General features: G+C 59.2%; 20 protein-coding genes and 1 tRNA gene. 15 read left to right on the forward strand and 6 right to left on the reverse strand.

Annotated elements, in window-relative coordinates:
* The first annotated feature begins 81 nt into the window (after window positions 1-81).
* From KQ661_RS16250 to KQ661_RS16265, 4 genes are all read left to right on the forward strand, one after another.
* Window positions 82-1,491, forward strand: coding sequence for a dicarboxylate/amino acid:cation symporter (locus KQ661_RS16250; protein ID WP_216689283.1), 1,410 nt, complete (start codon window positions 82-84; stop codon window positions 1,489-1,491).
* A gap of 219 nt (window positions 1,492-1,710) precedes the next feature.
* Complete coding sequence (locus KQ661_RS16255) at window positions 1,711-2,370, forward strand: hypothetical protein (RefSeq protein WP_216726475.1); 660 nt, start codon at window positions 1,711-1,713, stop codon at window positions 2,368-2,370.
* 112 nt (window positions 2,371-2,482) lie between these two features.
* Window positions 2,483-3,061 carry a hypothetical protein gene (locus tag KQ661_RS16260; RefSeq protein ID WP_216689285.1) on the forward strand — a complete coding sequence of 193 codons (579 nt, stop codon included), beginning with the start codon at window positions 2,483-2,485 and terminating at the stop codon, window positions 3,059-3,061.
* Window positions 3,062-3,135: 74 nt separating this feature from the next.
* Entirely contained in the window at window positions 3,136-5,508 is a 2,373-nt protein-coding gene (locus KQ661_RS16265; protein ID WP_216726476.1) for a GAF domain-containing protein, read from the forward strand.
* 37 nt (window positions 5,509-5,545) lie between these two features.
* Here the strand turns inward: KQ661_RS16265 and KQ661_RS16270 are convergent, their stop codons facing one another.
* Both KQ661_RS16270 and KQ661_RS16275 read right to left on the reverse strand, forming a co-directional pair.
* A complete protein-coding gene (locus KQ661_RS16270) occupies window positions 5,546-6,238 on the reverse strand; it encodes a phosphatase PAP2 family protein (RefSeq protein WP_216689287.1) in 693 nt (230 codons plus the stop codon).
* 94 nt (window positions 6,239-6,332) lie between these two features.
* Window positions 6,333-6,414, reverse strand: a tRNA-Leu gene (locus KQ661_RS16275).
* 191 nt (window positions 6,415-6,605) lie between these two features.
* Here KQ661_RS16275 and KQ661_RS16280 point away from each other — a divergent pair.
* The 9 genes from KQ661_RS16280 to KQ661_RS16320 all read left to right on the forward strand — a co-directional run bounded on the left by KQ661_RS16280 (window position 6,606) and on the right by KQ661_RS16320 (window position 18,273).
* Window positions 6,606-7,307, forward strand: a complete 702-nt coding sequence (locus KQ661_RS16280; RefSeq protein ID WP_216689288.1) for a class I SAM-dependent methyltransferase — start codon at window positions 6,606-6,608, stop codon at window positions 7,305-7,307.
* Between the two features lie 163 nt (window positions 7,308-7,470).
* Window positions 7,471-9,549: a M61 family metallopeptidase gene (locus tag KQ661_RS16285; RefSeq protein ID WP_216727505.1), complete on the forward strand. Its 2,079-nt coding sequence runs from the start codon at window positions 7,471-7,473 to the stop codon at window positions 9,547-9,549.
* Window positions 9,550-9,753: 204 nt separating this feature from the next.
* Window positions 9,754-10,440, forward strand: a complete 687-nt coding sequence (locus KQ661_RS16290) for a hypothetical protein (protein ID WP_216727506.1) — start codon at window positions 9,754-9,756, stop codon at window positions 10,438-10,440.
* Between the two features lie 99 nt (window positions 10,441-10,539).
* Entirely contained in the window at window positions 10,540-11,535 is a 996-nt protein-coding gene (locus tag KQ661_RS16295) for a hypothetical protein (RefSeq protein ID WP_216727507.1), read from the forward strand.
* Between the two features lie 180 nt (window positions 11,536-11,715).
* Entirely contained in the window at window positions 11,716-12,726 is a 1,011-nt protein-coding gene (locus tag KQ661_RS16300; protein ID WP_216689292.1) for a hypothetical protein, read from the forward strand.
* Between the two features lie 244 nt (window positions 12,727-12,970).
* Window positions 12,971-13,984 carry an MBL fold metallo-hydrolase gene (locus KQ661_RS16305; protein ID WP_216727508.1) on the forward strand — a complete coding sequence of 338 codons (1,014 nt, stop codon included), beginning with the start codon at window positions 12,971-12,973 and terminating at the stop codon, window positions 13,982-13,984.
* 135 nt (window positions 13,985-14,119) lie between these two features.
* Window positions 14,120-15,625 (forward strand): sodium:solute symporter, encoded by a 1,506-nt coding sequence (locus KQ661_RS16310; protein WP_216727509.1) that lies wholly within the window; start codon window positions 14,120-14,122, stop codon window positions 15,623-15,625.
* Window positions 15,626-15,721: 96 nt separating this feature from the next.
* A complete protein-coding gene (locus KQ661_RS16315) occupies window positions 15,722-16,216 on the forward strand; it encodes an energy transducer TonB (RefSeq protein ID WP_216726481.1) in 495 nt (164 codons plus the stop codon).
* 212 nt (window positions 16,217-16,428) lie between these two features.
* Entirely contained in the window at window positions 16,429-18,273 is a 1,845-nt protein-coding gene (locus tag KQ661_RS16320; RefSeq protein WP_216726482.1) for an ABC transporter ATP-binding protein, read from the forward strand.
* A 509-nt stretch (window positions 18,274-18,782) separates the two neighbouring features.
* Here the strand turns inward: KQ661_RS16320 and KQ661_RS16325 are convergent.
* Window positions 18,783-19,202: a transposase family protein gene (locus tag KQ661_RS16325; protein ID WP_216726484.1), complete on the reverse strand. Its 420-nt coding sequence runs from the start codon at window positions 19,200-19,202 to the stop codon at window positions 18,783-18,785.
* Complete coding sequence (locus tag KQ661_RS16330; RefSeq protein ID WP_216680531.1) at window positions 19,190-19,681, reverse strand: transposase family protein; 492 nt, start codon at window positions 19,679-19,681, stop codon at window positions 19,190-19,192. The genes KQ661_RS16325 and KQ661_RS16330 overlap by 13 nt, the downstream gene beginning before the upstream one ends.
* Window positions 19,682-19,957: 276 nt before the next feature.
* Between KQ661_RS16330 and KQ661_RS16335 the strand changes: the two genes are divergently transcribed.
* Both KQ661_RS16335 and KQ661_RS16340 read left to right on the forward strand, forming a co-directional pair.
* The gene (locus KQ661_RS16335; RefSeq protein WP_216689298.1) at window positions 19,958-20,197 is read left to right on the forward strand and encodes a DUF433 domain-containing protein; all 240 of its coding nucleotides are present in this window, start codon (window positions 19,958-19,960) and stop codon (window positions 20,195-20,197) included.
* Between the two features lie 552 nt (window positions 20,198-20,749).
* Window positions 20,750-21,634, forward strand: coding sequence for a DUF2911 domain-containing protein (locus KQ661_RS16340; RefSeq protein ID WP_216727510.1), 885 nt, complete (start codon window positions 20,750-20,752; stop codon window positions 21,632-21,634).
* 116 nt (window positions 21,635-21,750) lie between these two features.
* On the opposite strand, the gene KQ661_RS16345 is transcribed toward KQ661_RS16340, so the two are convergent.
* On the reverse strand, window positions 21,751-22,542 hold the full coding sequence (locus tag KQ661_RS16345; protein ID WP_216727511.1) for an SDR family NAD(P)-dependent oxidoreductase: 792 nt from the start codon (window positions 22,540-22,542) through the stop codon (window positions 21,751-21,753).
* A 397-nt stretch (window positions 22,543-22,939) separates the two neighbouring features.
* Complete coding sequence (locus KQ661_RS16350; protein ID WP_216727512.1) at window positions 22,940-24,880, reverse strand: CocE/NonD family hydrolase; 1,941 nt, start codon at window positions 24,878-24,880, stop codon at window positions 22,940-22,942.
* Between the last annotated feature and the right edge of the window lie 30 nt (window positions 24,881-24,910).

Consider the following 24,910-nt stretch of genomic DNA (forward strand, 5'->3'; position numbering starts at 1 on the left):
TTTTCCGGAGCACCGGGCTTGCTGGCGGGATAATGCCGTTCTTTGATGCCTCATTCCGTATTCACGGCCTTTTTTAGTTGCATGGCAAAATCCCGTTTACTCCTCGTTGCTATTATGGTGCTGCTGGCTGGTGTGCTCACCGTGCTCGTCGCCAACCAAATGCTGGTCCTGCCGCCCGCTGTGCCCGTGGCCGCCCGCTGGCTGGCCCTGCTGACCATTGCCGCCGCGGTGGCCCCCCGCCGCTCCCTCACCCTTTGGATTGTGGTGAGCATGCTGGTCGGCATTGAGCTGGGCCACGATGCACCCGCCGTAGCCATCAGCCTTAAAGTACTGAGCGACGCCTTCCTGCGCCTGGTGAAAACCATCATCGCGCCGCTGGTATTTGCTACGCTGGTCGTAGGCATCGCCGGCCACGCCGACCTCAAGCAGGTGGGCCGCATGGGCCTCAAAGCGCTGGTTTACTTTGAAGTTGTGACCACGTTTGCGCTGTTCATCGGCCTGGCGGCCATCAACTTCACCCACGCCGGCCGGCTGGATGCCAATGTGCTGGCCGCTGCCCGCGCCGCCAACACCTCCGATGAAGCCAAAACCCTGGCCGTGGCCGGCCCCCAAACCGCCGCCGACATCATCCTGCACATCTTCCCCGAAAACATTGCCAAATCGGTAGCCGAGGGCCAGGTCCTGCAGGTCGTTATTTTCGCTATTCTATTCGCCATCGGGCTGGCCATGACGCCGGAGCGCCCGCGCCGCGTGATGCTGGAAGTCTGCGAAAGCCTGTCGGAAGTCATGTTCAAATTCACCAATGTGGTGATGTATTTCGCGCCGCTGGGCGTGGGCGGAGCCCTGGCCTACACGGTGGGCAAAATGGGCTTTGCCCCGCTGCTCAATGCCTTGCAGCTACTGCTCACTCTTTATGGGGCGCTCATTGCCTTCGTGCTGCTGGTGCTGCTGCCGGTGGCGCTGCTGGCGCGCCTGCCGCTGCGTCGCTTCATTGCGGCCGTGGCCGAGCCGGTTAGCATTGCCTTCGCCACCACCTCGTCGGAAGCGGCGCTGCCGCGCGCCATGGAAGCCATGGAAAGCATCGGGGTGCCGCGGCGCATCGTCGCCTTCGTGATGCCCACCGGCTATTCTTTTAACCTCGACGGCACCACGCTGTACCTTTCATTGGCCGCCGTATTTGTGGCGCAGGCGGCAGGCATCCCCCTCACCTTTGGCCAGCAATTGCTCATGGTGTTCACGCTGATGCTCACCAGCAAGGGCGTGGCAGGCGTGCCCCGCGCCTCGCTGGTAATTTTGCTGGCCACGGTGGCGTCGTTCAACCTGCCGGCCTGGCCGGTGTTCATCATCCTGGGCATTGATGCCCTGATGGATATGGCCCGCACGGCCGTCAACGTGCTCGGCAACTGTTTGGCATCAGCCGTCGTGGCCCGTTGGGAAGGCGAGTTTGTGGACGACTACCAGGGCCCCGACCCTACGGCTATCACACAATAGAACTTTTTCAATAACGGCCAAGCTCAATAGTTAGCTTGGCCGGTTAATCCTCTACTATTTAGGGGCTTTTTCAGGCTTTTTACCGAGTACATGCCAACAGGTTGATGTAAATCATCTAATTTTACACCTATCCTCTGCAGGTTAGTGCTACCGATTTTAAAAAGGCATTTTTTGGTTTTAATATTTGGTTTTTACTATACAAATTTCTACCTTACTCCTATGAAAATTGCTAGTCCCCTCGCATTGCTGGCACTTTCGCCGATGCTACTGCTCGCTCCGGCTTGTGTATCGGTCAAGAGCATGATGAAAGGCACGCCGTCGGCCGCCATTTCCAAGCGCCTGCCCCCGCTGGAAATCCTGGCCGACCAGGGCCCGTTGGCCATGAACGACGGCGCGCTGCCGGAGGACCCACTGAAATTATTTCAGCAGGAGTGCCGCATAAACCTGACCGAGCCCACCGACTCGGCCACGTACGGCTACGCCAAGCTCATCGTGAAGAAGGTACGCACCCTGCGCACCGGCCGTGCCGTGCAGGGCCTGCAGGTGCTCACATTTATGATTCCCGCCATAGTGGGCGTGCCCCTGGAATGGTATAAGACCACGCTGCAAGCCGAAGTGCAGGTAAGCGACGCAGCCGGCAACCTGCTGGGCTCGTACCTCGGCACGGGCACTTCGGAGGTGAAAGTGGCCATGTACCACGGTTATTCGCAGACGGCCGCGCCCCGCCTGGCCGATGTTATCGCCCTGCGCGGTGCCATGGCCAAGATTCGGCCCCAGCTCGACACCGCCACCACCCGCCTGCGCCCCCTGCTGATGGCCGGCGGCACCGTAGAAAACCCCACCCTACCGGCCTCGTCGGTGGTAACGGGCAGCCGCTAACCACGGACTACCGCAAGCTCCCCCCCATTCTGACTACTATAAAAGGCCCGTAGTGCCCCTCCTTCCCGGTTCCGGGCAGATGGGCGCTACGGGCCTTATCTTTGGGCTTGCCATGACCCACCTCCTGTCTTTCCGGTTTTCTGCCATTCTGTTGTTGGGCCTTGGGCTGCTGCTGCCCGGCTGCTGCGCCAATAATGTGTGCGACTGCCCGGGCGAATCCCAGGCCGATGCCATCAAGCTGGTTTTTTCAAGCAAAGACTTCCCCACGAATACCGACCTGGATAGCATTGTGATTCAGCGCTATCCGTTGGTAATCATTCCGGCCAGCGGCACCAACCCGGGCACCAAGCCCGAAACCGCGACCCTGATTCGCTCCGCAGCCCAGGCTTACGACACGATTGTTATCAACAATACTACACCGTTTTCCCAGGTCAGCACCGCCAAGCTCGACCAGTACCAGTATTACGTGCGCTACTACCCGGCGCTGCCGGTCCCGCGCAAGAAACGCCCGGTCTTCGCGGTAGTTATCGATAAGGTGTCGCTGAAGGGAAACCTGGATGGCAACGGCTGCTGCACCTGCTACACCAATACGCAGAAGGTCATCACCACGCGCAAGGACAGCACGGCCGGCATCGCTACAGCCGAGACAACCAATCTCAAAGACAAACCCGTCTTTATCATCACCAAGTAGCCCGCCTGGCACTGGCTTGCGTATAGCTATTGTCGGGCTGCAACGTTTGGCCGGGCATTCCTGTTTTCGTTTCTATGGCTGTTGAACCTACTCTCACGGTGGCTCCGGCGGTGCCCGTTGCACCCCAGCCGGCCGCCCCTGCTTCTTCTGCTTTCCCGTTTCGGTCTACGCTCAGCCTCGAGCCACTGATTGCCTACTGGCATGCGCGCGAAAGCGCCAGCAATGCCGGCGTGGCGCTGCTGGCCCGCACCATTGGCGAACAGGTGGCCCAGGCCGCGTGGTGCCGAGGACTGCTCACCGATTATTCGGTGCTGGAGTGCAACTGCGACCTGGTGGAAACGCTGATGCTGGCCATTTTTCCACCGGCCTCGTTCGCTACCGACATCAGCGGGGTGGTGGCCCCCTTCCAACGGCACAGCTTCTACTCTACGCCCCTGTTTGAGGAGGTGCTGCTAAACAAGGACCGCACCGTGAAGCAGCCGCTCAACATCGACATGCCAACCATGGAGCGGCAGATGGGCCTGATGGCCTACCACCTGATACTGCACCGCCTGTATGGAGCCGAAATGCCGGCGCTGGGTACCATTGTGTTCACCGTGCCCGATTACAAAGTTGGACTGTACCGGCACTACGGGGTCGATTTCAACTCCGATTTTGTGACGGTGCGGGTGGTAGGCGAGCTGCCCGCGCTCACGCCCGAGCAAATTGAATTCCTGGTGCATAACCGCCAACGGCCGGAGGTTTGGCACGAGCTGCTGCCGGCCGAGAACTTCGAGCTGGAAGGATTCAACCTGTTGCAGCTGGTGGATGTGACCGACCAGGAAATTCTGTCGGAGCTGAAGTATGACCTGCTGGAGCGCGACGTGCTGCAAAACCCGGCCCGCTTCGAGCAGATTCAGGAGAAGCTGCGGGTGCTGTTTGCGATGCCGGCTCTGCAGCTGGGCATTGCGGCTTACGATGAGAAGAAGCGGGCTTTTGTGGATTTTGGACGCAAAATCAACCACAGCTTTCTCGCCAAACAGGTGCAGAATCAGTCGGCCAACAGCAGCTTCCGCCAGATTTATGAGCGCCTGCTGCGCGAGCGCGAGCCGCTGGTGCTCAAAGACGTAGCCAATTCGGACATTCCGAAGGACCTGCGCCAGCAAATCATCACCCTGGGCATTAAGTCGGCCATTCTGGCCCTGCTGCCTTATGGCACCGACACGGTGGGCCTGCTGGAGCTGGGCACGCCCGATGTGAACGGCCTCGATGAGTTTGATATGGACAAGGTGGCGCAGTTTGTGCCGCTGTTTGCAGTGGCCGTGAAGCGCAACGCCGAGGACCTGCAATCCCGCATTCAAGCCGTGATTCAGCAGAAATTCACGGCCATTCACCCCACCATGGAGTGGCGCTTTGCCGATGCGGCCCGCAACCTGCTCACCCAGCTGGATGCCGGCAACCGCACGGCCGAGATGGAAGCCATCGTGTTTGAGGACGTGTACCCGCTGCACGGCTCCTGCGACATTCGGGGCAGCAGCACGGTGCGCAACGAGGCCATTCAGGGCGACCTCATCGAGCACCTTACCCTGGCCAACAAGGTGTTGAATAAGGCCTCTGAATGCCAGCAGCTGCCCATTCTGGACGAGCTGAAATTTTACGTCACCAAAAACCTGAAGCGCCTGCGCGAGGGCATGCTCACCGGCGACGAGGCCAACATTTACGATTCGCTGAAGCGCGAAGTGGAGCCGCTGTTCGAGTACCTGGCCACGCACACGCCCGAGCTGCGTCCCATCATCACCAGCTACTGGAACAACATCGACCCCAAGCTGGGCATTCTTTACAAGCGCCGCCAGGACTTCGAAATCAGTGTGACGACGCTCAACGATGCCGTGAGCGACTACCTTGATGAAGAGGAAGATAAGGCGCAGCTGATGTTCCCGCACTACTTCCAGCGCAACAAGACCGATGGCGTGGAGTTCAACATTTACGTGGGCAGCACGCTGGTGCAGGACAAGCCGTTCGACCTGGTATTCCTGAAAAACCTGCGCCTGTGGCAGCTGCTGACGATGGTAGAAATCACGCGCCGCACCCATGTGCTGAAAGCAACCCTGCCCGTACCGCTGGAAACGACGCAGCTTATCCTCATTCACGGGCAGTCGCTGAGCATCCGGTTCCGGCAGGATGAGCGGCAGTTCGACGTGGACGGAGCCTACAACATTCGCTACGAAATCATCAAAAAGCGAATTGACAAAGCCACCGTGATGGGCACCGGCGAGCGCCTGACCCAGCCCGGCACCCTGGCCCTGGTGTACGCCCAGACCCGGGAGGCCATGGAATACTACGAGTACATCGACTACCTCCAGGACCGGGGCATGCTGGAGCCCGAGGTGGAGGAGCTGGAGCTGGAAGAACTGCAGGGCGTGAAAGGCCTGCTGGCCCTGCGGGTGCGGGTGCGGCTGGTAGAATAACACGGCGTCCAACGCCATCGGGCTAAGCAAAAGTGCATCAGGACGATGCTCTTTCCTGCTGCATCACCGCCGCTTCCTCGCGCCAGAACAGCTTTAGGCCGACCCGGAAAGCCACCAGCCACGCCACGCCGCCCGCGAAGCCCGCCAGCACATCGGTGGCGTAGTGCGCGTGCAGATACACCCGCGTGAGACCAATGAGCCCCGCCCACAGCAGCAGCGGGACCACCCACCCCGGCCGCTTGAAATGCCGTGCCAGCAGCCACGCCAGGCACCCGTAGAACGTGAAGCCCAGCATGGCGTGGCCGCTGGGGAAGCTCAGACCGAATGTGTGCAGCAGGGCATTGGAAGGGCGGGGGCGGTTGAAGTATAGCTTAAGCAGCTGGTTGAGCAGCACGCTGCCGGCCATGGCCAGCAGCATTTCCAAGGCCCCGCGCGGGTGGCCGGCCCGGCGGATGAGCAGCGGCGCGATAATGCTGGCCGGCAGCAGAAACGGCAGCGCCGCGAAAAACGTGACCATCCGCACCGGCCCGGTCAGGCCCGGGTGGGCTAGCCGCCAGCCATCCACGATGCCCGAAGCCCAGTTGTCGAGCGCCACCGAATGATGCACGAACACCACCCGCGCCAGGTAAAAGAACACCGCGAATGCCACGATGAACAGCACTAGGCCAAACAGCACTTCGACGGTGAGCAAGCCAACCAGGGCCAGCAAGCGGGAGGTCAACCGATTCATAGCGGGCAAAAAGGCTGATAACAGAAAAGCCGGCAGCTGCTTCCAGATACGGGAAATAAAAAAGCCAGCCCGGTGGGGCTGGCTTTTTAACACGTGCGCTCGGGGAGACTCGAACTCCCACACCTTGCGGAACTGCCGCCTGAAGACAGCGCGTCTACCAATTTCGCCACAAGCGCAAGCTGGGCTAAAAAACCGCTCATCCTAGAAGGATGGTGGCCTTTTGATGCTGCAAAGATACAGTGCCGATTTGCCGCCACGCAACATATAGGCCGTTTTTTTCCTTTTGGCAGGAGTGCTAAACAGCACCGGCAATTGTTTTTCAGTTACTTGCCGGCCTAATTTATTTTCCTGCACCTGTTATTTTCGGATGGCTTCACCCCCCACAGCCCCTTTTTCAGCCCTCATTGCCCCCGAAAAGTTGGTTGGCTTCGACCGGGCCGCCTGGTTTTATGATGCGCTGGCCGCTCTGGTGTTCGGGACTTCGCAGCAGGCGGCCCAGCGGGCGGCCCTGCGCGGCCTGCCGGGTGGGGCTCCGCACGTTCTCATATTGGGCGGGGGCACGGGCTGGGTACTGGGCGAAGTACTGCGGCGGGCACCGGCGGCCACGGTGCTGTACCTGGAAGCATCGCCCCGGATGCTGGCCCGCGCCCGCGCCCGGCTGGTGCGCGAGCATCCGCAGGCGGTGGGCCGGGTTGAGTTCCGGCACGGCACCCAGGCGGCCCTGCAACCGGCCGAGCGGTTTGGGGCCATCATCACCTTTTTCGTGCTGGACTGCGTGCCCCTGGCCGACCTTGAGGCGGCCGTGGCGCAACTGCGCGCTGCCCAAGGCCCCGGAGCCCCGTGGCTGGTGGCAGACTTCCGGCCGGCGCGGCGCGGCTGGCGGCACTGGCTGCTCCAATCGATGTACACGTTTTTCTGGCTCACGACCGGGCTGCGCGCTCAGGAGATGCCCGACCTGCGCACGGCCCTAGGCCGGTTGGGGCTAGTGGCCGGACACCCGCAGCTTTTTTTTGGCGGAGCGATAGAAGCCCTGGTTTTTAGGGAAAACCCGGCTACGGCCCAACCTTGATATTTACTAACACTGTTTCACATAGTTGAAACATGACTTTATCATTACCGAGACCGTTTTTTGCAATGAATACCCTTATTTTATTGTAAATTTTCTGCAACTTTGTATTCCACATCGTTCGCGACTTTCTATTGCATTACTTGTTTCCTTATTATTTCTGCCCATGAAACACACCGCCACAACCGCTATTTTATTTTCTTTAGGGCTGGGCGCTTTTCCGGTGCTGGCGCAGGTAAAACCTGTGCCGGCCAAGGCCGCTCCGGCCGTAGCTAAGCCCGCCTTAGCCAAGCCCGCGCCAGCCAAAGCTGTTCTTCTTAAACCAGCACCCGCCAAACCAGTACCTGCCAAACCTGCGGCCCCCAAGCCCGCCCCGGTAAGTGCTGCGCCAGTGGCCCCGGCGGCGGCCCCCATCGTGGCGGCGCCCCCCGCCCCGGTTCAGGCCAAGGCCGATACGGGCCCGGCCGTGCGCTACACCATGGCGTTTCCCAACGCGGTGCACCACGAGGCGAAGGTGACGGCGACGTTTTCGGGGCTGCCCGGCGGCGGACCGCTGCACGTACGCATGGCCCGCAGCTCGCCCGGCCGCTATTCGATTCATGATTTTGCCAAAAACGTGTATTACGTGGTGGCTACCGATGGCAGCAACCATCCCCTGCCGCTGAATCGCCCCGACCCCTACGGCTGGGACGTGATGCCCGCCGCCGACGGCACCGTGATTTTCAGCTACACGCTGTACGGCGACCAGACGGATGGTACCAACGTGGGCATCGACCAGCAGCACGCCCACCTCAACCTACCGGCGGCCCTATGTTACGCCACCGGCCTGGAAGGCCGCGCCACCGAAATCAAGTTTGACCTGCCCGCTACCTGGAAAGTGGCCTCGCAGCTGCGCCAGGGCAGTGATAAGGCCGTGTACACCGCCCCCAACATGCAGTACATGATGGATAGCCCGGTGTCGTTGGGTGCCCAGCAGGTGCTGTCGTGGCAGGAGGGCGACCAGACCATTGAGCTGGCGACGCTGTATATGGGTCCGGTATCGGAAATTGATGCCTATGCCAAGAAAATCCAGAAGGTGGTGAAGGAGGAGAAGGCCATTTTTGGCGAGCTGCCCACGTTTGACTTTGCCCGCTACACCTTCGTGGCCGACTACCTGAGCCAGGCTTCCGGCGACGGCATGGAACACCGCAACTCCACTTCCGTAACCAGCCCCCGCACGCTGAAGGACGAGGACGCGACCAAAAACCTGGGTACCGTGGCCCACGAGTTCTTCCACGCCTGGAACGTGGAGCGCCTACGCCCAAAAGACCTGGAGCCCTTTGATTTCCAGCGTGTAAACATGAGTGACAACCTCTGGTTTGCCGAAGGCTTCACGCAGTACTACGGCCGCCTGGCCCTGCGCCGCGCCAAGCTGATTGAGGACGAGGAGTTTTACGACGACATCAGCCGCTGGGTGAACCTGCGCCAGAACAGCCCCGGTGCCCGCTACGCCTCGGCCATCGACATGAGCCGCCAAGCCGCCTACACCGATGGGGCCGGCACCGGCGCCCCGATGAACCTGGTAAACACCAACTTGTCGTATTACGACCAGGGCGCGGGCATTGCGCTGGTGCTCGATTTGCAGCTGCGCCAGCACCACCGCTCCTCGCTCGACAAGTTTATGCAGGCCATGTGGCAGCAGTACGGTAAAAAGCAGGCGGGCTACGCCCCCACCAACCCCTACACGACCCGCGACCTGCAGCGCGTGCTGGGCGAGGTGAGCAAGGACACCGTGTTTGCCGACCGCTTCTTCCGGCAGTACGTGTACGGCCGCGAGCAGCCACGCTTCAGCGAGAACCTGCTGGTGGCTGGCCTAGCCGTGATTCCGACCCGCGCCCTGGGCGCGGCCCTGCCCAGCCAGGTAGAGTTTGACGAAGAAGGCCGCTGCCTGGTGGCCTACAATACCCAGATTGGCTCGGGCCTGTACAAGGCCGGCATTGACCGGGGCGACCAGCTAATGGTGCTTGATGGCCAGACCATTAAGAGTTCCAGCGACCTCGACGGCGTGCTGCACAAGCACTCGCCCAGCGACGTGGTATTTGTGAAGGTGAAAACCCGGGGCGGCGTGGAGCGCACCACCCAGCTCATCCTGTCTGAAGACCCCAACGTGCAGGTGAAACCCGCAGAATCGGTGGACAAAATGGTGTATTTGCCTGCACAAAAAGTCCTCCGCGAAGCGTGGCTGGCCAGCCAGGCCTCCAACTAAGCCCAACCAATAAGGAAAAAGCCCCGGCGGGCCGGAGTCGCGTAGCGCGGCCCGGGTCGCCGGGGCTTTTTGCTGCGCGGTGGTCACGGGCGGCTGATTGGCTAATATCTTTACCTTTGGACGGTTGGTGGCCGTTTTTATGCCGTTCCGGCGGTACCAGCGCATCAGCCCGGCCCTTTCCATCATTCCCTTTTCCGTTTCGTCATGGCAATTTTCGATAAGCTCGCCCACGCTGCCAAGGACTTTTTTATTGAGCCCGAGGCAGGCGCACCGACTCCGCCCACCCCGCAGTACGGGGCCGCTGCCCCGCCGGCAGCTGCTCCCGCTACGTCCAATACAACGCCCCCTGCCGCCCCGGCTCCCGGCCAGGCTGAGCAGCGCCACCTCGACCACATCACCGGCCTGCTATCCGGCGATGGCAAGGACTTCGCCGCCTACATGAAAATGGTAAAGAGTATGGCCGCCGCCGGCCTGAATGGCCCCATGCTCTACCAAACGGCCTTCAACGCCTTCTCGGCCGTGAATGGCGGCACCGTGCCGGCGCTGCTGGCCTCGGCCACCCAGTTTGAGCAAACCCTGGCTGATGACCGCGCAAAAGTGCTGGCCCGCCACCGCGAAAAGATGGGAGAAGGCGCAGCCCCGGGGGCCGCACCGGGCCCGGTGGCGCTGCTCATGGTGCAGGAAAAAAAGCTGGCCGAAGACCTGGCCGAGCTCACCCGCCAGCTGCAGGCCAAGCAGCAACAGCTGCTGCAAACGCAGCAGCAGCTGGGCGAGGAGCGCCAGAAAACCCAGAGCGCGCTGGCCTCCTACGAGCTGGCCAATGCGGCCGCGATGGCAGAATTGCAGACCCACCACAAGGCTGCTGAAACGTTTCTGAACGGCGCAAAGTAGTCTCGTTGCACAAGCTTCCGCTTATACTTACCAACGATGCGTATGTATGGACAAGCGAAAGCTTAGGCGAAAATTTCCATCTCTTTCTTTTTTCTGCTGATGAACACTCCGTTACTGGGCCCGCCCTCGCCGGCCGATGGCCTGCCCTCCTGGCAAAAACCTGAGAAAGCTGCCGCTTGGGTCTTCATGGCCGCGCTGGTGGGGGCCGGCATTTATTACTGGGGCAAAATCCTGCCTTTTCTGATTGACATCGTTTTTGATACCGTGAAGCTGGGGGTTGGGCTGGGCGTGCTGTTCGTGCTGTTTCTGCTGGCGACGAACAAGCGGATTCAGACCGGGCTATGGTACATGGGGCAGCGTATTTTCCGGACGGCAGCCAGCATTTTCGTCAACACCAACCCCATCGGCATCATGGAGGACTACATCTCGAACACCGAGAAGGAAGCCCGCAACATGGACGCCGAAGTGGGCCACATTGAAGGGGCCAACGAGCTGGTGAAGCGCAAGATAATGACCAATACCGTTCAGATGAAAGAGTACCTGGCTCTGGCCGCCTCGGCCCAGCGCCAGGGCGAAAAAGACTCGGCCGATTCCTACGCCAGTCGTGCCGCCCAGTTGGAGGACTACAACCGCCGCCTGCAGCCCATGGCCACCACCACGGCCAACGTGAGCCTGGTAATGCGCCAGATTCTGAAAGCTGCCCTGCGCCAGATTGACAACTCCAAATTCAAAGTCAACCTCTTGAAGGATGAGTACGCCCTGGTGAAACGCACCAGCTCGGGCATGCGCGCCGCCATGAACATCCTGCGCGGCGACCCCGACAAGAAGTACTTCTTCGACCTGGCCACCGACCGCGTGGCCGAGGACATGGCCCAGCAGCTGGGTCAGATTAAGCAGGCCATGCGCTACTCGCAGGAGTTCGTGAAGGAGATGGACATCCAAAACGGGGTGATGAGCGAGAAGGGCCAGCACCTGCTCGACCAGTACCAGAAGGGCGAGTTCAGCGCCATTATGAACAATGAGCCGCCCGTACCCATGAGCGCCGCCACCACCCGACAGGCCACTGATGACGCTTATGGCAAGCTGCTGGATTAGCGGTTGTCATTCCGCCGCAGGAGGAATCTGAGTACACCCATTGGACGAATAATATCAGATTCCTCCTGCGGCGGAATGACAACCCTGCTTTGCGCTGCTTCCAAATTCCCGCCGCGTAACATTGCCTCGATAAAACCACCCCAGACTCTCCCCCTTTTCATCACCTTAACTGCCCTCACCATGCGGCTCACCTTCGCCAGCAAGGCCATTATCGCGGCCATCATCCTCATCGGCCTGTACTTCGGCATTCGCCGCTTCACGGCCACCAATCCGGAGCTGGCCCAATCGGGCCGCTCGGCCATCGACCCCGTTGCCGATACCACCAGCCGCTCGAATGCCCCTGCGGGCTCTTCCGAAACGTCTGCTACGGGCACCGGCACTCGCCCGGCCTTTGCTTACGAAGCCCCCGCGCCCGTTGATGGCAAACTGAAGGGCGTGGTGGAACTGGGGGCCAGCGGCTTCAACTCCTTCATCGTCCGCATCGACCAGAACCGCACCTGGAAGCTGGAGAAAGCCGATTTTGGCAACAGCCTGGTAATGGAAAACATGGCCACCGACGATGACATTCGCCGGGGGCTTAAGGCCTACATTGCCCAGATGCTGGACTTCGGCGTGGGCGGACGCGACATTCATTTCGTGGTGAGCTCGGGCGCGCTAAAGGCCGAAGGCACGGGCAAAATCGTGAAGGTACTGAAGGGCCTGGGCTACGTGGTGAACACCGTGACGCCGGAGAAGGAAGGCGTGCTGGGCCTGCGCTCGGTGCTGCCGGCTTCTTTTTCCGACCGCGCCTTCGTGGCCGACATCGGCTCGGGCAACACCAAGATTTCGTGGCTTGACGGCAACCAGCCCCGCTCGGTGGAAACTTACGGGGCCAAATACTTCGAAAAAGGAACCGCTGATGCTGCCGTAGCGGCCGAAGTAAAGCAGAAAGCCACCCAGGTTCCGGCCGATTTGCGGGCCACCTGCTTCATCATCGGCGGGGTACCGTTTGAGATGGCCAAAAAGGTGCGTAAAGGCAAGGAGCGCTACACCGTGCTCGACGCGCCCAGCGCCTACCAACTCGACAACGCCAAGTCGAAAGCCGGCCTGAACATCTATAAGTCAATTGCTGAGGCCACCGGGTGTCAGCAGTTCGTGTTCGACTGGGACGCTAACTTCACGATTGGCTACCTGCTCACGCTGCCGAAGTAGCGGCGGCAGCGAAACAGCCCCGGTGGGGCACAGGTCGGTAGCAATATCTGGTTCTATTATAACAAAGCCCCGGCGGGGCGACACTCGTTCACCGAATGTCGCCCCGCCGGGGCTTTGTTGTTCTGTTTATGCCGTTTACTACCGATATGTCGCCCCGCCGGGGCTACCGTCCCACTATCACCACAAAACACTTGGGCCTTCTACCCGTTTCTTTGGCTCCTCAAGCTTCTCCGATTCTCGCCTCATGGCCCAACGCATTTCTTATCTCCGCAACGAGGCCCTGCCCACCGTGCGGCCCGGCTACCCCGGCAACAAGCTGTTTGGCAACGAATTCGCCAACGGCGAGGAATTGTTTGAGCCCAGCTTTGCTAATCTGCTGAGGTGGCAGCTCTCAACCAACCCCCAAAAAGAGGCAAAGAAGCGCGACACCTGGGCCCCGGAAGTGGTGGACTGCGCGGCGGCGTTCTCCTCGACGGAGGACATGCTGGTGTGGCTGGGGCACTCATGCTTTCTGCTGCGGGTGGCGGGCGTGTCGCTGCTCTTCGACCCCATGTTGTTTTCGTCGGTTGGGCTGCGGCCGCGCCATGCCCTGCCCTGCCCGCCCGAGGCCATGCGCAGCATCGACTACCTGCTGCTCTCGCACGGCCACCGCGACCATCTCGACGAGAAATCCATTAAGCTGCTGGCGACCCAGAACCCGCAGATGCAGGTGCTCTCCTCGCTGCGCATGGCCCCACTACTGCACGGCATGGTGCCGGGCCTGCCGGTGCAGGAGGCTGGCTGGTGGCAGCAGTACGACCTGGGCCCGGCCGCGCCGCTCGAAATCACCTACCTGCCGGCCTCCCACTGGCACCGCCGGGGCCTGGCCGACGTGAACCGCGTGCTCTGGGGGAGCTTTATGATTCGGGTACAGGACCGGCTCATCTATTTCGCCGGCGATACGTCTTACGCCGACCATTTCGAACAAATCGAAGCCCGCTTCGGCCCCATTGACATTGCCCTGATGCCCATCGGAGCCTACAAGCCGGCTTACATGATGGCCAAAAGCCACGTCAACCCCCACGAAGCCGCCAAAGCTGCCAACGTGCTGCGCGCCGGCCACGTCGTGCCCATGCACTACGGCACCTTCGCCCTAGCCGACGAGCCGGCCTCCGAACCCCTGCGCCAGCTACGGGAAGTGGCGGCCGGCGGCATGCTGCGCGGCGAGCTGCACGCCCCCGCCGTGGGCAAAGTACTGCGCTGGCCGGACTGGGAATAGGGAAGTTTTGAGGGTTGAATGTTGAGGGTTGAATGAGGAATGCTTCGTTGCGGGGTAGCTTTGACCCTGATTTCGGATTGAGAGGAATTTAGCAAGCTCAATCAACCCTCAACATTCAACACTCAACCCTTCTGAATGTCGCCAACTTTAGTTCTGAGCCTGGTTGCGGGCTACTTCCTCGTCCTCATCGTCATTGCCATGCTCACGTCGCGGGGTGCCACCAGCGAAAGCTTTTTCGTGGCCAACCGCAACGCGCCGTGGTACATGGTGGCATTTGCCATGATTGGCACCTCGCTGTCGGGCGTCACCTTCATCTCAGTGCCGGGCAACGTGTATGGCAAAAGCTGGAGCTATCTAGCTGTTGCCCTGGGCTTTGTGGCGGGCTACGTCGTTATCGGCACGGTGCTGCTGCCGCTCTACTACCGGCTGCGACTGGTGAGCATCTATTCGTATCTGGAGCAGCGCTTTGGCTACTGGAGCTATAAGACGGGGGCGCTGTACTTTTTGATTTCGCGCTCACTAGGCTCGGCCCTGCGGCTGTACCTGGTGGCGGGCGTGCTGCAATTAGCGGTATTTGATGCGATGGGCGTGCCTTTTGCCGTGACCGTGGTGGTCAGCATCCTGTTCATCTACCTCTACACCTTCAAGGGCGGGCTGAAAACCATTCTCTGGACCGATACCTTCCAGACCCTGGCCATGCTGAGCTGCGTGGCCCTGAGCATCTACTTCATGTCGGATGCGCTGAATTATTCCTTCAAGCAATTGGTCACGTCGGTGCGCGAAAGCTCCATGTCGCAGGTCTATTTCGCTGATTTTCGGGACGATAAATTCTTCTGGAAGCAGTTCGCCTCGGGCATGTTCATCACTATTGTGATGACCGGCCTCGACCAAGACCTAATGCAGAAAAACCTGAGCTGCCGCAACCTCGGCGAGGCCCAGAAGAACCTGTTCTGGTTCACGCCGGTCATCGTGGGAGTCAACATCCTGTTCCTCACGCTGGGCGTGCTCATGTACCAATACGCCGCCGCTCGCGGCCTCAAGCTGGCCGAGCTGCCCCAGCTCCTCAACCTCAGAGGCACCCTCGATACCGACAAGGTTTTCCCTTTCCTGGCTACCACACAGTTCTCGCTCACGGCGGGCATCATCTTCATCCTGGGCATCATTGCCGTTACCTACGCCTCGGCCGATTCGGCCCTGACGGCCCTCACCACCTCGTTCTGCGTCGACTTTCTGAATATTCAGCAGTACCCCGAAGCCCGGCAGACGCGCCTGCGCCAGCTCACGCACCTGGGCTGGTCGGTGGTGCTCATCGTCATCATCCTCATCTTCCGCGTCCTCAATGAGCAGAGCCTGATTGATGCGGTGTATAAAGCCGCCGGCTTCACCTACGGGCCACTTTTAGGCCTGTTCGCCTTCGGCATTCTCACCGGGCGGCAGCTGCGCGACCGCCTGGTGCTGCCTACCTGCACGACGGCCGTACTGCTCACACTGCTCATCGTGTCGCACTCCGTGGAGTGGCTGAATGGCTATAAGTTCGGCTTCGAAATCCTGCTGCTGAACGGCGCGCTGGTGTATATCGGCCTGCTGCTGATTTCGCGCCCTGGCGATACCGTACCCCAAGCCGCGAACCTGACGGCGTAATCCGGGGTTGAGGTATTCCGGGGGTTGATTCGTCTATCGCCCAACCGGCGGGCCGCGCCCACGCGCATCCGGCCCCGTCTTTGCATTTCGTCGCTCATGAAGACTTTATTTGTTCCCCTCGCGCTGCTGGCCACCTTCACCGCCCACGCCCAAACGCCCGCCGCGCCGGCCACCGGCCAGACCATCATATTGAAGCCCGGCAACATGCAGGTGCAGCGCAACCCCGCCGCCAACCGGCCCGACCGCGCCCCGGTGTACCCAGGCGGCGAGCAGGCCATGGGCCTGTTTTTCCTCGAACACATCAACTACCCCGCTGCGGCTAAAGCCGCCGGTATCACCGGCAAAGTGCTAGTGAATGCCACGGTGAATGAGGATGGCACCACCAGCAACCCCGTAGTAGCCCAGTCGCTATCGCCCGAGTGCGACGCCGAAGCCCTGCGCGTGGTGAGCCTGCTGGCGGGCTGGCAGCCGGCCATGCGGCGCAGCCGCCCGCTGCCGGTGCTGGTGCAGTTGCCCGTGCCCTTCGGCGCGGCCGGCGTGATGCACGTGGAGCAGGTGAAGCGCCAGCCGGTGCACGGAAAACGTCAATAAGTAAATAAACGTCATGCCGAGCGCAGCCGAGGCATCTCGCGTGAGGAAGTAATTCAATCGTGAAAGCGTTATTGATTAGTGATGGCACGCGAGATGCCTCGGCTGCGCTCGGCATGACGTTCTAGCGTGACTTTCAAGGGGCGCTTCACCCGCGCCTCATGCCCGGCGACCGAAATTGCCGTGTTATAATTAGCAGAATTAGATAAGACCCGATGGCCCGTAGTGGACTCAACACCAGCGGCAACGACGCAACCGCCGACTTGCCCAAACCGAAAGTAAACAAGGAATCACTCAAGCGCAGCCTGCGGATTTTCCGCTATGTGCTGCCTTATAAGGGCCTGTTCTCCGTGGGCCTGATGATGTTGCTGCTCAGCAGCAGCACCTTCATGGCGTTTCCGTTTCTGGCCGGCAAGCTCATCGACGCGGCCAACCACAAGCCCGTTATCCTGCCCAATGGCATCGAGCTGGGCATCGACCGGATTGCCATGCTGCTGTTTGCGATTATCGTATTTCAGGGCTTTTTCTCATTTGGGCGCATCTGGTTCTTCACGCAGGTGAGCGAGTTCACGGTGCGCGACATCCGCAAAGCGCTCTACGCCAAATTCGTGCAGCTGCCCATCCCCTTCTTCGAGCAGAACCGCGTGGGCGCCATCACCTCGCGCATTACTTCCGATGTAGGCCAGATTCAGGACACGTTTTCGCTGACGCTCGCCGAGCTGTTCCGCCAGATTTTTACGCTCGTTATTGGTATCACGGCCATCATGGTGGTGTCGGTGAAGCTCTCGCTGTTCATGTTGCTCACGTTTCCGCCCATCATCCTGGCGGCGGGGCTGTTTGGGCGCAAAATCCGCACGCTGGCCCGCAATACGCAGCAGGAGCTGGCCACCACCAACACCATTGTGGAGGAAACCCTGCAGGCCATCAACTCGGTGAAAGCCTTTACCAACGAGCAGTTTGAGGCCCAGCGCTACGGCTCGGCGCTCGACCGCGTGGTGGCGGCGGCGCTGCGCAGCAATCTGTTCCGGGGTGGCTTCGTGTCGTTCGTCATCATTGGCCTCACCGGCGGCATCATCCTCATTCTGTGGCGCGCTGCCACGCTGGTGTACAACCCCGGCCCTGACCATCTTGAAGTAAGCCAGCTACTTACGTTTCTGCTTTACACAGCCTTCATCGGCGCGTCCATCGCCGGTCTGGGCGAGATGTACGGCAAGGTGCAGAGTACGCTGGGCGCATCGGAGCGCATCCTCGAAATTCTGGATGAAACGCCCGAGCCCACCCACATTGAGCCGGCCCGGGGGCTGGTGCCGGCCCGCATTCAGGGCGATATTCGCTACGAGCACGTAGCTTTCCGCTACCCCACCCGGCCCGATATCGCGGTGCTCAAGGACATCAACTTCCACATCGCGGCGGGCGAGAAAATTGCCCTCGTAGGCCCCAGCGGCGCGGGCAAAAGCACCATTGCGGGCCTGCTGATGCAGTTTTACCCGCTCAGCGGCGGCCGCATCATCGTGGACGGCCACGACGTGCAGGACTACGACCTCACCAGCCTGCGCCGCCACATCGGCATTGTGCCGCAGGAAACACTGCTCTTCGGTGGCACCATCCGCGAGAACATCGCCTACGGCAAGCCCGGCGCGAGTGATGCCGAAATCATTGAATCGGCCCAGCGGGCCAACGCCTGGCAGTTCATCCAAGCCTTCCCCGAGGCGCTCGATACGGTGGTGGGCGACCGCGGCATCAAGCTTTCGGGCGGGCAGCGCCAGCGCGTGGCCATTGCCCGCGCCATCCTGAAAAACCCTGCCATCCTCATCCTGGACGAAGCCACCTCCTCCCTCGACAGCGAAAGCGAAAAGCTGGTGCAGGGCGCCCTCGATGAGCTAATGGAGCACCGCACCAGCCTCATCATCGCCCACCGCCTCTCCACCATCCGGAAGGTTGATAAAATCCTGGTGATTGACGGTGGCCGAATCGTAGAGGCCGGCACCCACGAGGAGTTGAGCGAGCGCGAAGGCGGGCTGTATGCGAACCTGCTGCGCCTGCAGTTTGAGCTGACGTAGGGTTTTTCATTGCTATTGAGAATTTAATAGTAAAGCTCTTGAAACATAAGTGGCTCATTGCTTTTGGTTGCTTTTTCTGGTACGCTTCATTTTTTTGTGAAGAATCAGGCTTACAACCCTACTCCACCGTTGGACTAGTTATTGCACCTATTCTGATAGTTGTCGGAATATTTGGTTGGGTCCTGCATTATTATAAAACCAGAGGACATTACCCCAGAATAGGGCACACTATTAGTATGGTTATCAGCGGCATGACGAAAAACCCATTCTTTGGGATAGGTTTCCTATTTAGTCATTTACTACAATTCTGGACTCTTATCACCCTTTTCTGGATAGGAATTTCATTCTTAGGGTTTGGCATTTTTGGCAATTCAGATGCATTTATAGCAACCCAACAATACTGTGAAACAAACAGTAGTATCCTTTCAAATACTGGAAGAATAAAGTATTATTCTCCTTTAATTGGCGGAAATATTAGAATGCATAATAGACTTGTTGCGAGCTATTAATCAAAGATTTAAGCTGAAATTCCACAAGCCCGCACACACTCCCAGCACGTCATTGTACAGGTTCAAATTATGCAAACGTAATCGGTCTTCCAAAATTCGATAACGTTTCAATCCGCCAATGCTATGCTCTACGGTAATTCGTTCACTTGCTTGTTTTGTATTTATTTCTCGTTGTTCATCGGTGAGTTCTTTCCCTTTCGGCTTTTTGATAGGAATAAAAAATTTCCGGCAAATGTAGTCTTTCGCGAAGCCCAAAAACCCCAGGTCCAACCGCACCTTGAACTTTTTAAACCACTCTTTATCAACTGGTAAAATGCTTTTTAGTACACTATAGTCGTGGTGTCTTCCGCCGTAACAACGGCTGATAAAACCAATCCAGCGAATGGTCGTTGAAATAACTATCTCTTTTACGGCGTGCATTTTTTTTTACCGCTATAGTAGTCTTTTTGCATCTCTTTATTTCCTGGTCGTTGCTTGCGTTGCTCCGTTCCATCGACCAATAACGTCTCGTGTTCCTGAAAATAGGCTTCAAATTCGGCCACTGTCGTAAATTCCCGCTTTGGCGCATGCCCGGTTTGCTCCAGCGCTTCTTGGAGCACCGTAATGCCTAATTCCTGGTTGCGTTTCGCGTTGGAACCGTCCATCCCACTGACCAATCCCAACAAATCATACGTCAAGTTTGCTTTGAAGCTGAATAGGGTGAAAAGCAGTAATTCTTCTTCTGTTTTAAGGGCTACTTCATACGGCGCAAAAGCCCCACGTTCAATCATATCTGTTCCATTCAACCGAAAATACGCCTGCTTAAAATGCGCCAAAAGCTGCGCAAAACGCTCCGCCGTGAGTCCCGTGGCAGCACGCCATTTACGCGAAGTAGTGAGGTTTTTTACGGAAAAGTTCATGTTCTAAATGTAAGTACAGTTTGTCGAAAATTCCGCACTTCACTCACTTCGCAACAAGTCTAATGATGATGGAAGCACCGAATTATTCTTCACAATTATTGGCGCAAAAGGCAATTTCGACGCTGAGTCGAGGCTAATTAAGCAAGATGGAAACTGGATGGTGCAAGAGCTTAAAATGAAGCAATAGCCATTCTTCCATGCCACGAAACCCGTGCCCCAAGCGCGGGTTTCGTATTTTTAGTCTTCCCGACACTTTCAGCTCTGGCACATTCTCCAATGGACCTTCACGCCATCATCACCATTGACCCCGAAATCCTCGGCGGTCAGCCCGTTTTTGCCGGTACCCGCGTGCCCATCGAAACGCTGTTTGACCATTTGGAGGCGGGCGTTTCGCTGGACGAGTTTCTGGATGACTTTCCGAGTGTTTCCAAAGCGCAGGCCATTGCGCTGCTCGAAACCGCAACCAAATTGCTTACCTCCGCCAATGTAGCCCAACTATATGCGGCTGCTGCTTGATGAAAACCTACCGAAGCGCCTGAAGTCGGATTTTCACACCCATGAAGTATATACAGTGTGGTAGAAACAGTGGAATGGCACCAAGGATGGCGAACTGCTGGAACTGATGCTGGCCGATGGTTTCCATGCCCTGCTGACGTTTGATAAAAACCTGCACCCGCCCGCGAAAATCCCTAATCAATCCGAATAAGGTTTATTGAATGCGCCTATCAATGAAGCTGTTTAGAAAGTCCCCGAACGGTCATGCAGCGCGCAGCGAAGCATCTTGCTCGCATCGTCAGGCCCGTTCAACGAGGCGAGCAAGATGCTGCGCTCTGCATGACCGTTTGAGTACCTTTTGTGACTTTCTAAACAACTCCAATACCTACGCCGAACTAACGAAGCTCTCTGCTCAAATTAATGTGCTGCTGGCAGCGGGCAACCTGCCGCCGGGGCCAATTATTATCAGGGCTACGTAATAATGCAGGTTGCGAATCCCCCAAAGCCCGCGCCCCAAGCGCGGGTTTCGTATTTTTAGCCCTTCAACAACTCTCCCTCACTCTCTCCTTACTGATGAGCAAGCACTTCGCAAGTTTCTCCGTCGCTGTTGCAGCGGCTGCTACCCTGCTGGCCGCCCCGGCCGCCTACGCCCAAATCAAGACGCCCGCTGCCAGCCCCCAAAGCACCGTTTCGCAGCGCGTGGGCCTCACGGATATCACCATCACCTACTCGCGGCCGGGCGTGAAGGCTCGGCAAATTTTCGGCACAGTGGTGCTGTTTGGCAAGCGCTGGCGCACGGGCGCAAATGCCACTACCAGCATCAAGTTCTCGGATGATGTGACGATTGAGGGCAAGAAGGTGGCGGCCGGCGAATACGGCATCTACACCATCCCGAACAAGACCGAATGGATGGTGGTGCTCAACAAAAACACCAAGCTGGGCGCCGACGTGGACGGCTTTAAGGACGACCAGGATGTGGCCCGCTTCACCATCAAGCCCTACAAGCTGGGCAGCAAGGTTGAAACGTTCACCATCAACTTCACCGACCTCACCCCCGCCACTACCAACGTGGCTATGGAGTGGGAAATGACCGGGGCCAAGTTCAAGGTAATGGCCGACGTAGAAAGCAAAGTGATGGCCCAGATTGAGGAGAAAGTCACTAAAAACGACAACCCCGCCTCGACGGACCTCGCCGCCGCTGCCGTGTACTACTACGAAAACAACAAGGACCTGAAGCAGGCCCTGACCTGGATGGAAAAAGCCAACGCCGCCGAGCCCACCAAGTTCTGGAACCTGAACACGGAAGCCAAAATTCGCCTGAAAATGAAGGACTACGCCGGCGCTACGAAAGCCGCTGAGGCTTCGAAGAAAGCCGCGCTGGCCGCCACGCCGCCCAACGGCGAGTACGTGAAGATGAATGAGGATTTGATGGCAGAGGCGAAGAAAATGGGTAAGTAAGCATCCCCTCCGCACCCTGATTAGGGCAAGGGAGCAACTTTCGCGAAAGTTGCAGCCACCCGACTATCAGCGAGCCATGGAAGGCCGCAGCACTGGTGCTGCGGCCTTCTTTTTTTCTATTTCTCCGCCGCATGCAGCTGGTTGTTCATGATAGTAGCCAGCATGGAATCGGGAAGCACGAGGCTGGTGAAGAAGTTGACTTTGGCGCTCATGGTGGGCAGGCTGCGAGCGTCGCCTTCCATTAAAGCGTCGTAGCCCTCTTCGGCCACGGTGCGTGCCGATACGGTGTGGTTGGCAGCGCGGGTGTTTTCGGCGTGCGCAACCTGGAAGAAGTTGGTATCGGTGGGGGGCGGGCAGAGCACGGTCATGGTCACGGCCGATTTCTGCTGCTTAAGCTCGTGCTGCACCGCTTCGGTGAAGCTGAGCACAAAGGCCTTGGTGGCGGCATACACGGCCTGGTACGGACTGGGCGTGAAGGAAGCCAGCGAGCCGACCTGCAAAATCCGCCCGTCGTTGCGGGCCACCATATCGCGCAGGTAGAGCTTGGTAAGCTGCACGAGGGCCGCCGCGTTTACCTGAATGATGGCGAGCTCGGTGGTCAGGTCGGTATCGGTGAAGTAGCCGGTTTCGCCAAAGCCGGCGTCGTTAACCAGCGCGTCAATTTGCAGGCCACGCGCCGTGGTTTCGGCGTAGAGCTGGGCGGGCGTTTCGGGGTGGCTGAGGTCGAAGGGCAGCAGCAAAATTTCAACTTCTTCAAACTCCTGGTGCAGCAGTCGGGCCGCTTCTTTGAGCTCAGCGAGGTGGCGGGCTACGAGCACTACCCGATAATCGTCGCGGGCAAAACAACGGGCCAGTTCGAAACCGATGCCACTTGAGGCACCGGTAATCAGGGCGGTTTGGTCGTTCATAGCAGTTGGGGTTAGGTTAGATTGATTTACTATGTTAATATAATCATTAAATATTTATTGTTATATATTATTGAAAATCAAACAGTTGAAATTCATAGAGTTTCGCCTATGCAATAGCGCTGATTTCGTGCAAGTCTTTCATTTCTCCCCCAAAGCAGGGTGTAGCCTGCTTACATAGAAGGCAAAAAGCCCGATTCCATGCGGAATCGGGCTTTTCCAAACCTGGGGTCATTGCGCCGGTCTGACCGCCCTAGGCAGTCTGACCGGTTGTCGTTGTTGCGATATCGTGCCCACTTCAACCGGTCGGACCGCCCTAGGCGGTCAGACCGGCGCAATGTATTGCCTCCTCCCCTGGCGGCGCGTGCTGGCTTCGTGAGGGACTCGGGCCGTTGTACCGCTAGGGCAGCACCTTCACCACCAGCTGCGAGGCGTGGGCGGGCGAGTGGTACAACTGGTGCGTGGCAACCTGGAAATCAGCTTCTTCAGCGTTGTAGATATTATCGACGTATTTCTGCGGGTTGCGGTCGACGAGCGGAAACCAGGTGCTTTGCACCTGCACCATCAGCCGGTGGCCGGGCTGGAAAGTGTGCATGAGGTCCTGCACGGTGAAGGGCACGGCGGTGACCTGGCCGGGCGTGAAGGGCTCGGGCTTACTGAAGCTATTGCGGAAGCGGCCGCGCATTACTTCGGAGCGCACCATTTGCTGGTAGCCGCCGAGGTGCACGTTGGGGTTCAGGCGCGGGTTGTCGGGGGTGTTGTCGGGGTACACGTCGATGATTTTCACGACCCAGTCGGCATCGGAGCCGGTAGTGGCCACCTGCAGCAGCGCCTGGATGGGGCCGGCCAGGGTGAGCGGCGCGGTGAGCACGTCGGTCTGGTAGGTGAGCACGTCGGGGCGGCGGCTGGCGAAGCGCTGGTCGTCGGTCATGTACTCGCGGGTCATGCCCACGTTGGTGGCTTCGGTGAAGGGCACGGGGTGGGCCGGGTCGCTCAGGAACTGGTCGAACTCGGAGCCGGCGGCGGGCTGCTCAAAACCGATTTTGCCACCCGGCTGGAAGTAGAGCGTTTTTTCCTGCGTCTGCCGGGGCGGCCAGGCATCGAAGGTGCGCCACTGGTTGGTGCCGCTTTCGAACACGGTGGCTTCGGGCAGGTTGGCCGTCTGGCCATCCTTCAGGTAGGATTTGAAGAACGGGGCTTCGATGTTCTGCTGATAATAGATGGACGGCGCAGCCCCGTAGGCCACATTACCCACTATCTCGCCCGAGCCGCGCGCCCAGCCGCCGTGCACCCAGGGGCCCATCACGAGGCCATTGCGCATGCCCGGGTTCTGCTTCTCAATGCTCTTGTAGATATTGAGCGCGCCAAACAGGTCCTCGGCATCGTTGAAGCCGCCCACGGTGAGCACGGCGGTGCCTTTTTGCAGGTTTTTGAGGTGCGGCCGCAGGTCGCGGGCCTGCCAGTACTCGTCGTAATTCGGGTGCTGCATCATCTCGTTCCAGAACGCGACCTGGCCCTTGTAGTAGCGGGCATCGGCGTTTTTCAGCGGGCCCATCTTCATGAAGAAGTCGTAGCCATCGGGGGTGCCGTGCTGGAAGCCGGGGTTGCCGGTGGGCGTGGGCTCGGGCCGGGGCAGGCCGAAACTGGCCAGGAAGTTGAACGCGTGGGGCAGAAAGAACGCGCCGTTGTGGTGAAAATCGTCCCAGAACCAGTCGGCGATGGGGGCCTGGGGCGAAGCGGCTTTCAGGGCCGGGTGGCGGGCCAGCAGACCGGTGGCGGTGTAGTAGCCGGGGTAGCTGATGCCCCACTGGCCCACGCGGCCGTTGTTTTTGGGGGCCTGCTTGTTCTTGAGCAGCCACTCGATGGTGTCGAAAGTGTCGGTGCCCTCATCGATGTCGGTTTTGCCCTTGTGCACTTCCTTTTCGGGGCGCACATCCACGAAGGTGCCTTCGCTCATGTAGCGCCCGCGCACGTCCTGATACACAAAGACGTAGCCCTCGTGCATCATCTCGCTGCTCGGCCCCAGGCTCTTTTTCATGCTGGCCGACTTGTAGGGGCCGATGGCGTAGGGCGTGCGGTTGAGCATGACGGGGTAGCGCACCTTGTCGGCATCGCTGGGCGCGTACACGATGGTGTAGAGCTTCACGCCATCGCGCATGGCCACCTGGTGCTCCGTCTTTTTGTAGTGCTGCTGAATATAGGCCGTATCGGCCATCACAGTAGCATAGCGGGCCTTTTCGACCTCGGACCATACCGGGTACGCGGGGCCGGGCTGCTGGGCAAGCGCCGGGATGGCCGCCGTCGCGCCAAGCATCAGGGCAAATAGAAGAGTTGATTTCATGCAGTGCAGGATTTGAGTGGGAGTACGCCG

This window comes from Hymenobacter siberiensis, from assembly GCF_018967845.1.
GTDB classification, from domain to species: Bacteria; Bacteroidota; Bacteroidia; order Cytophagales; family Hymenobacteraceae; genus Hymenobacter; species Hymenobacter siberiensis.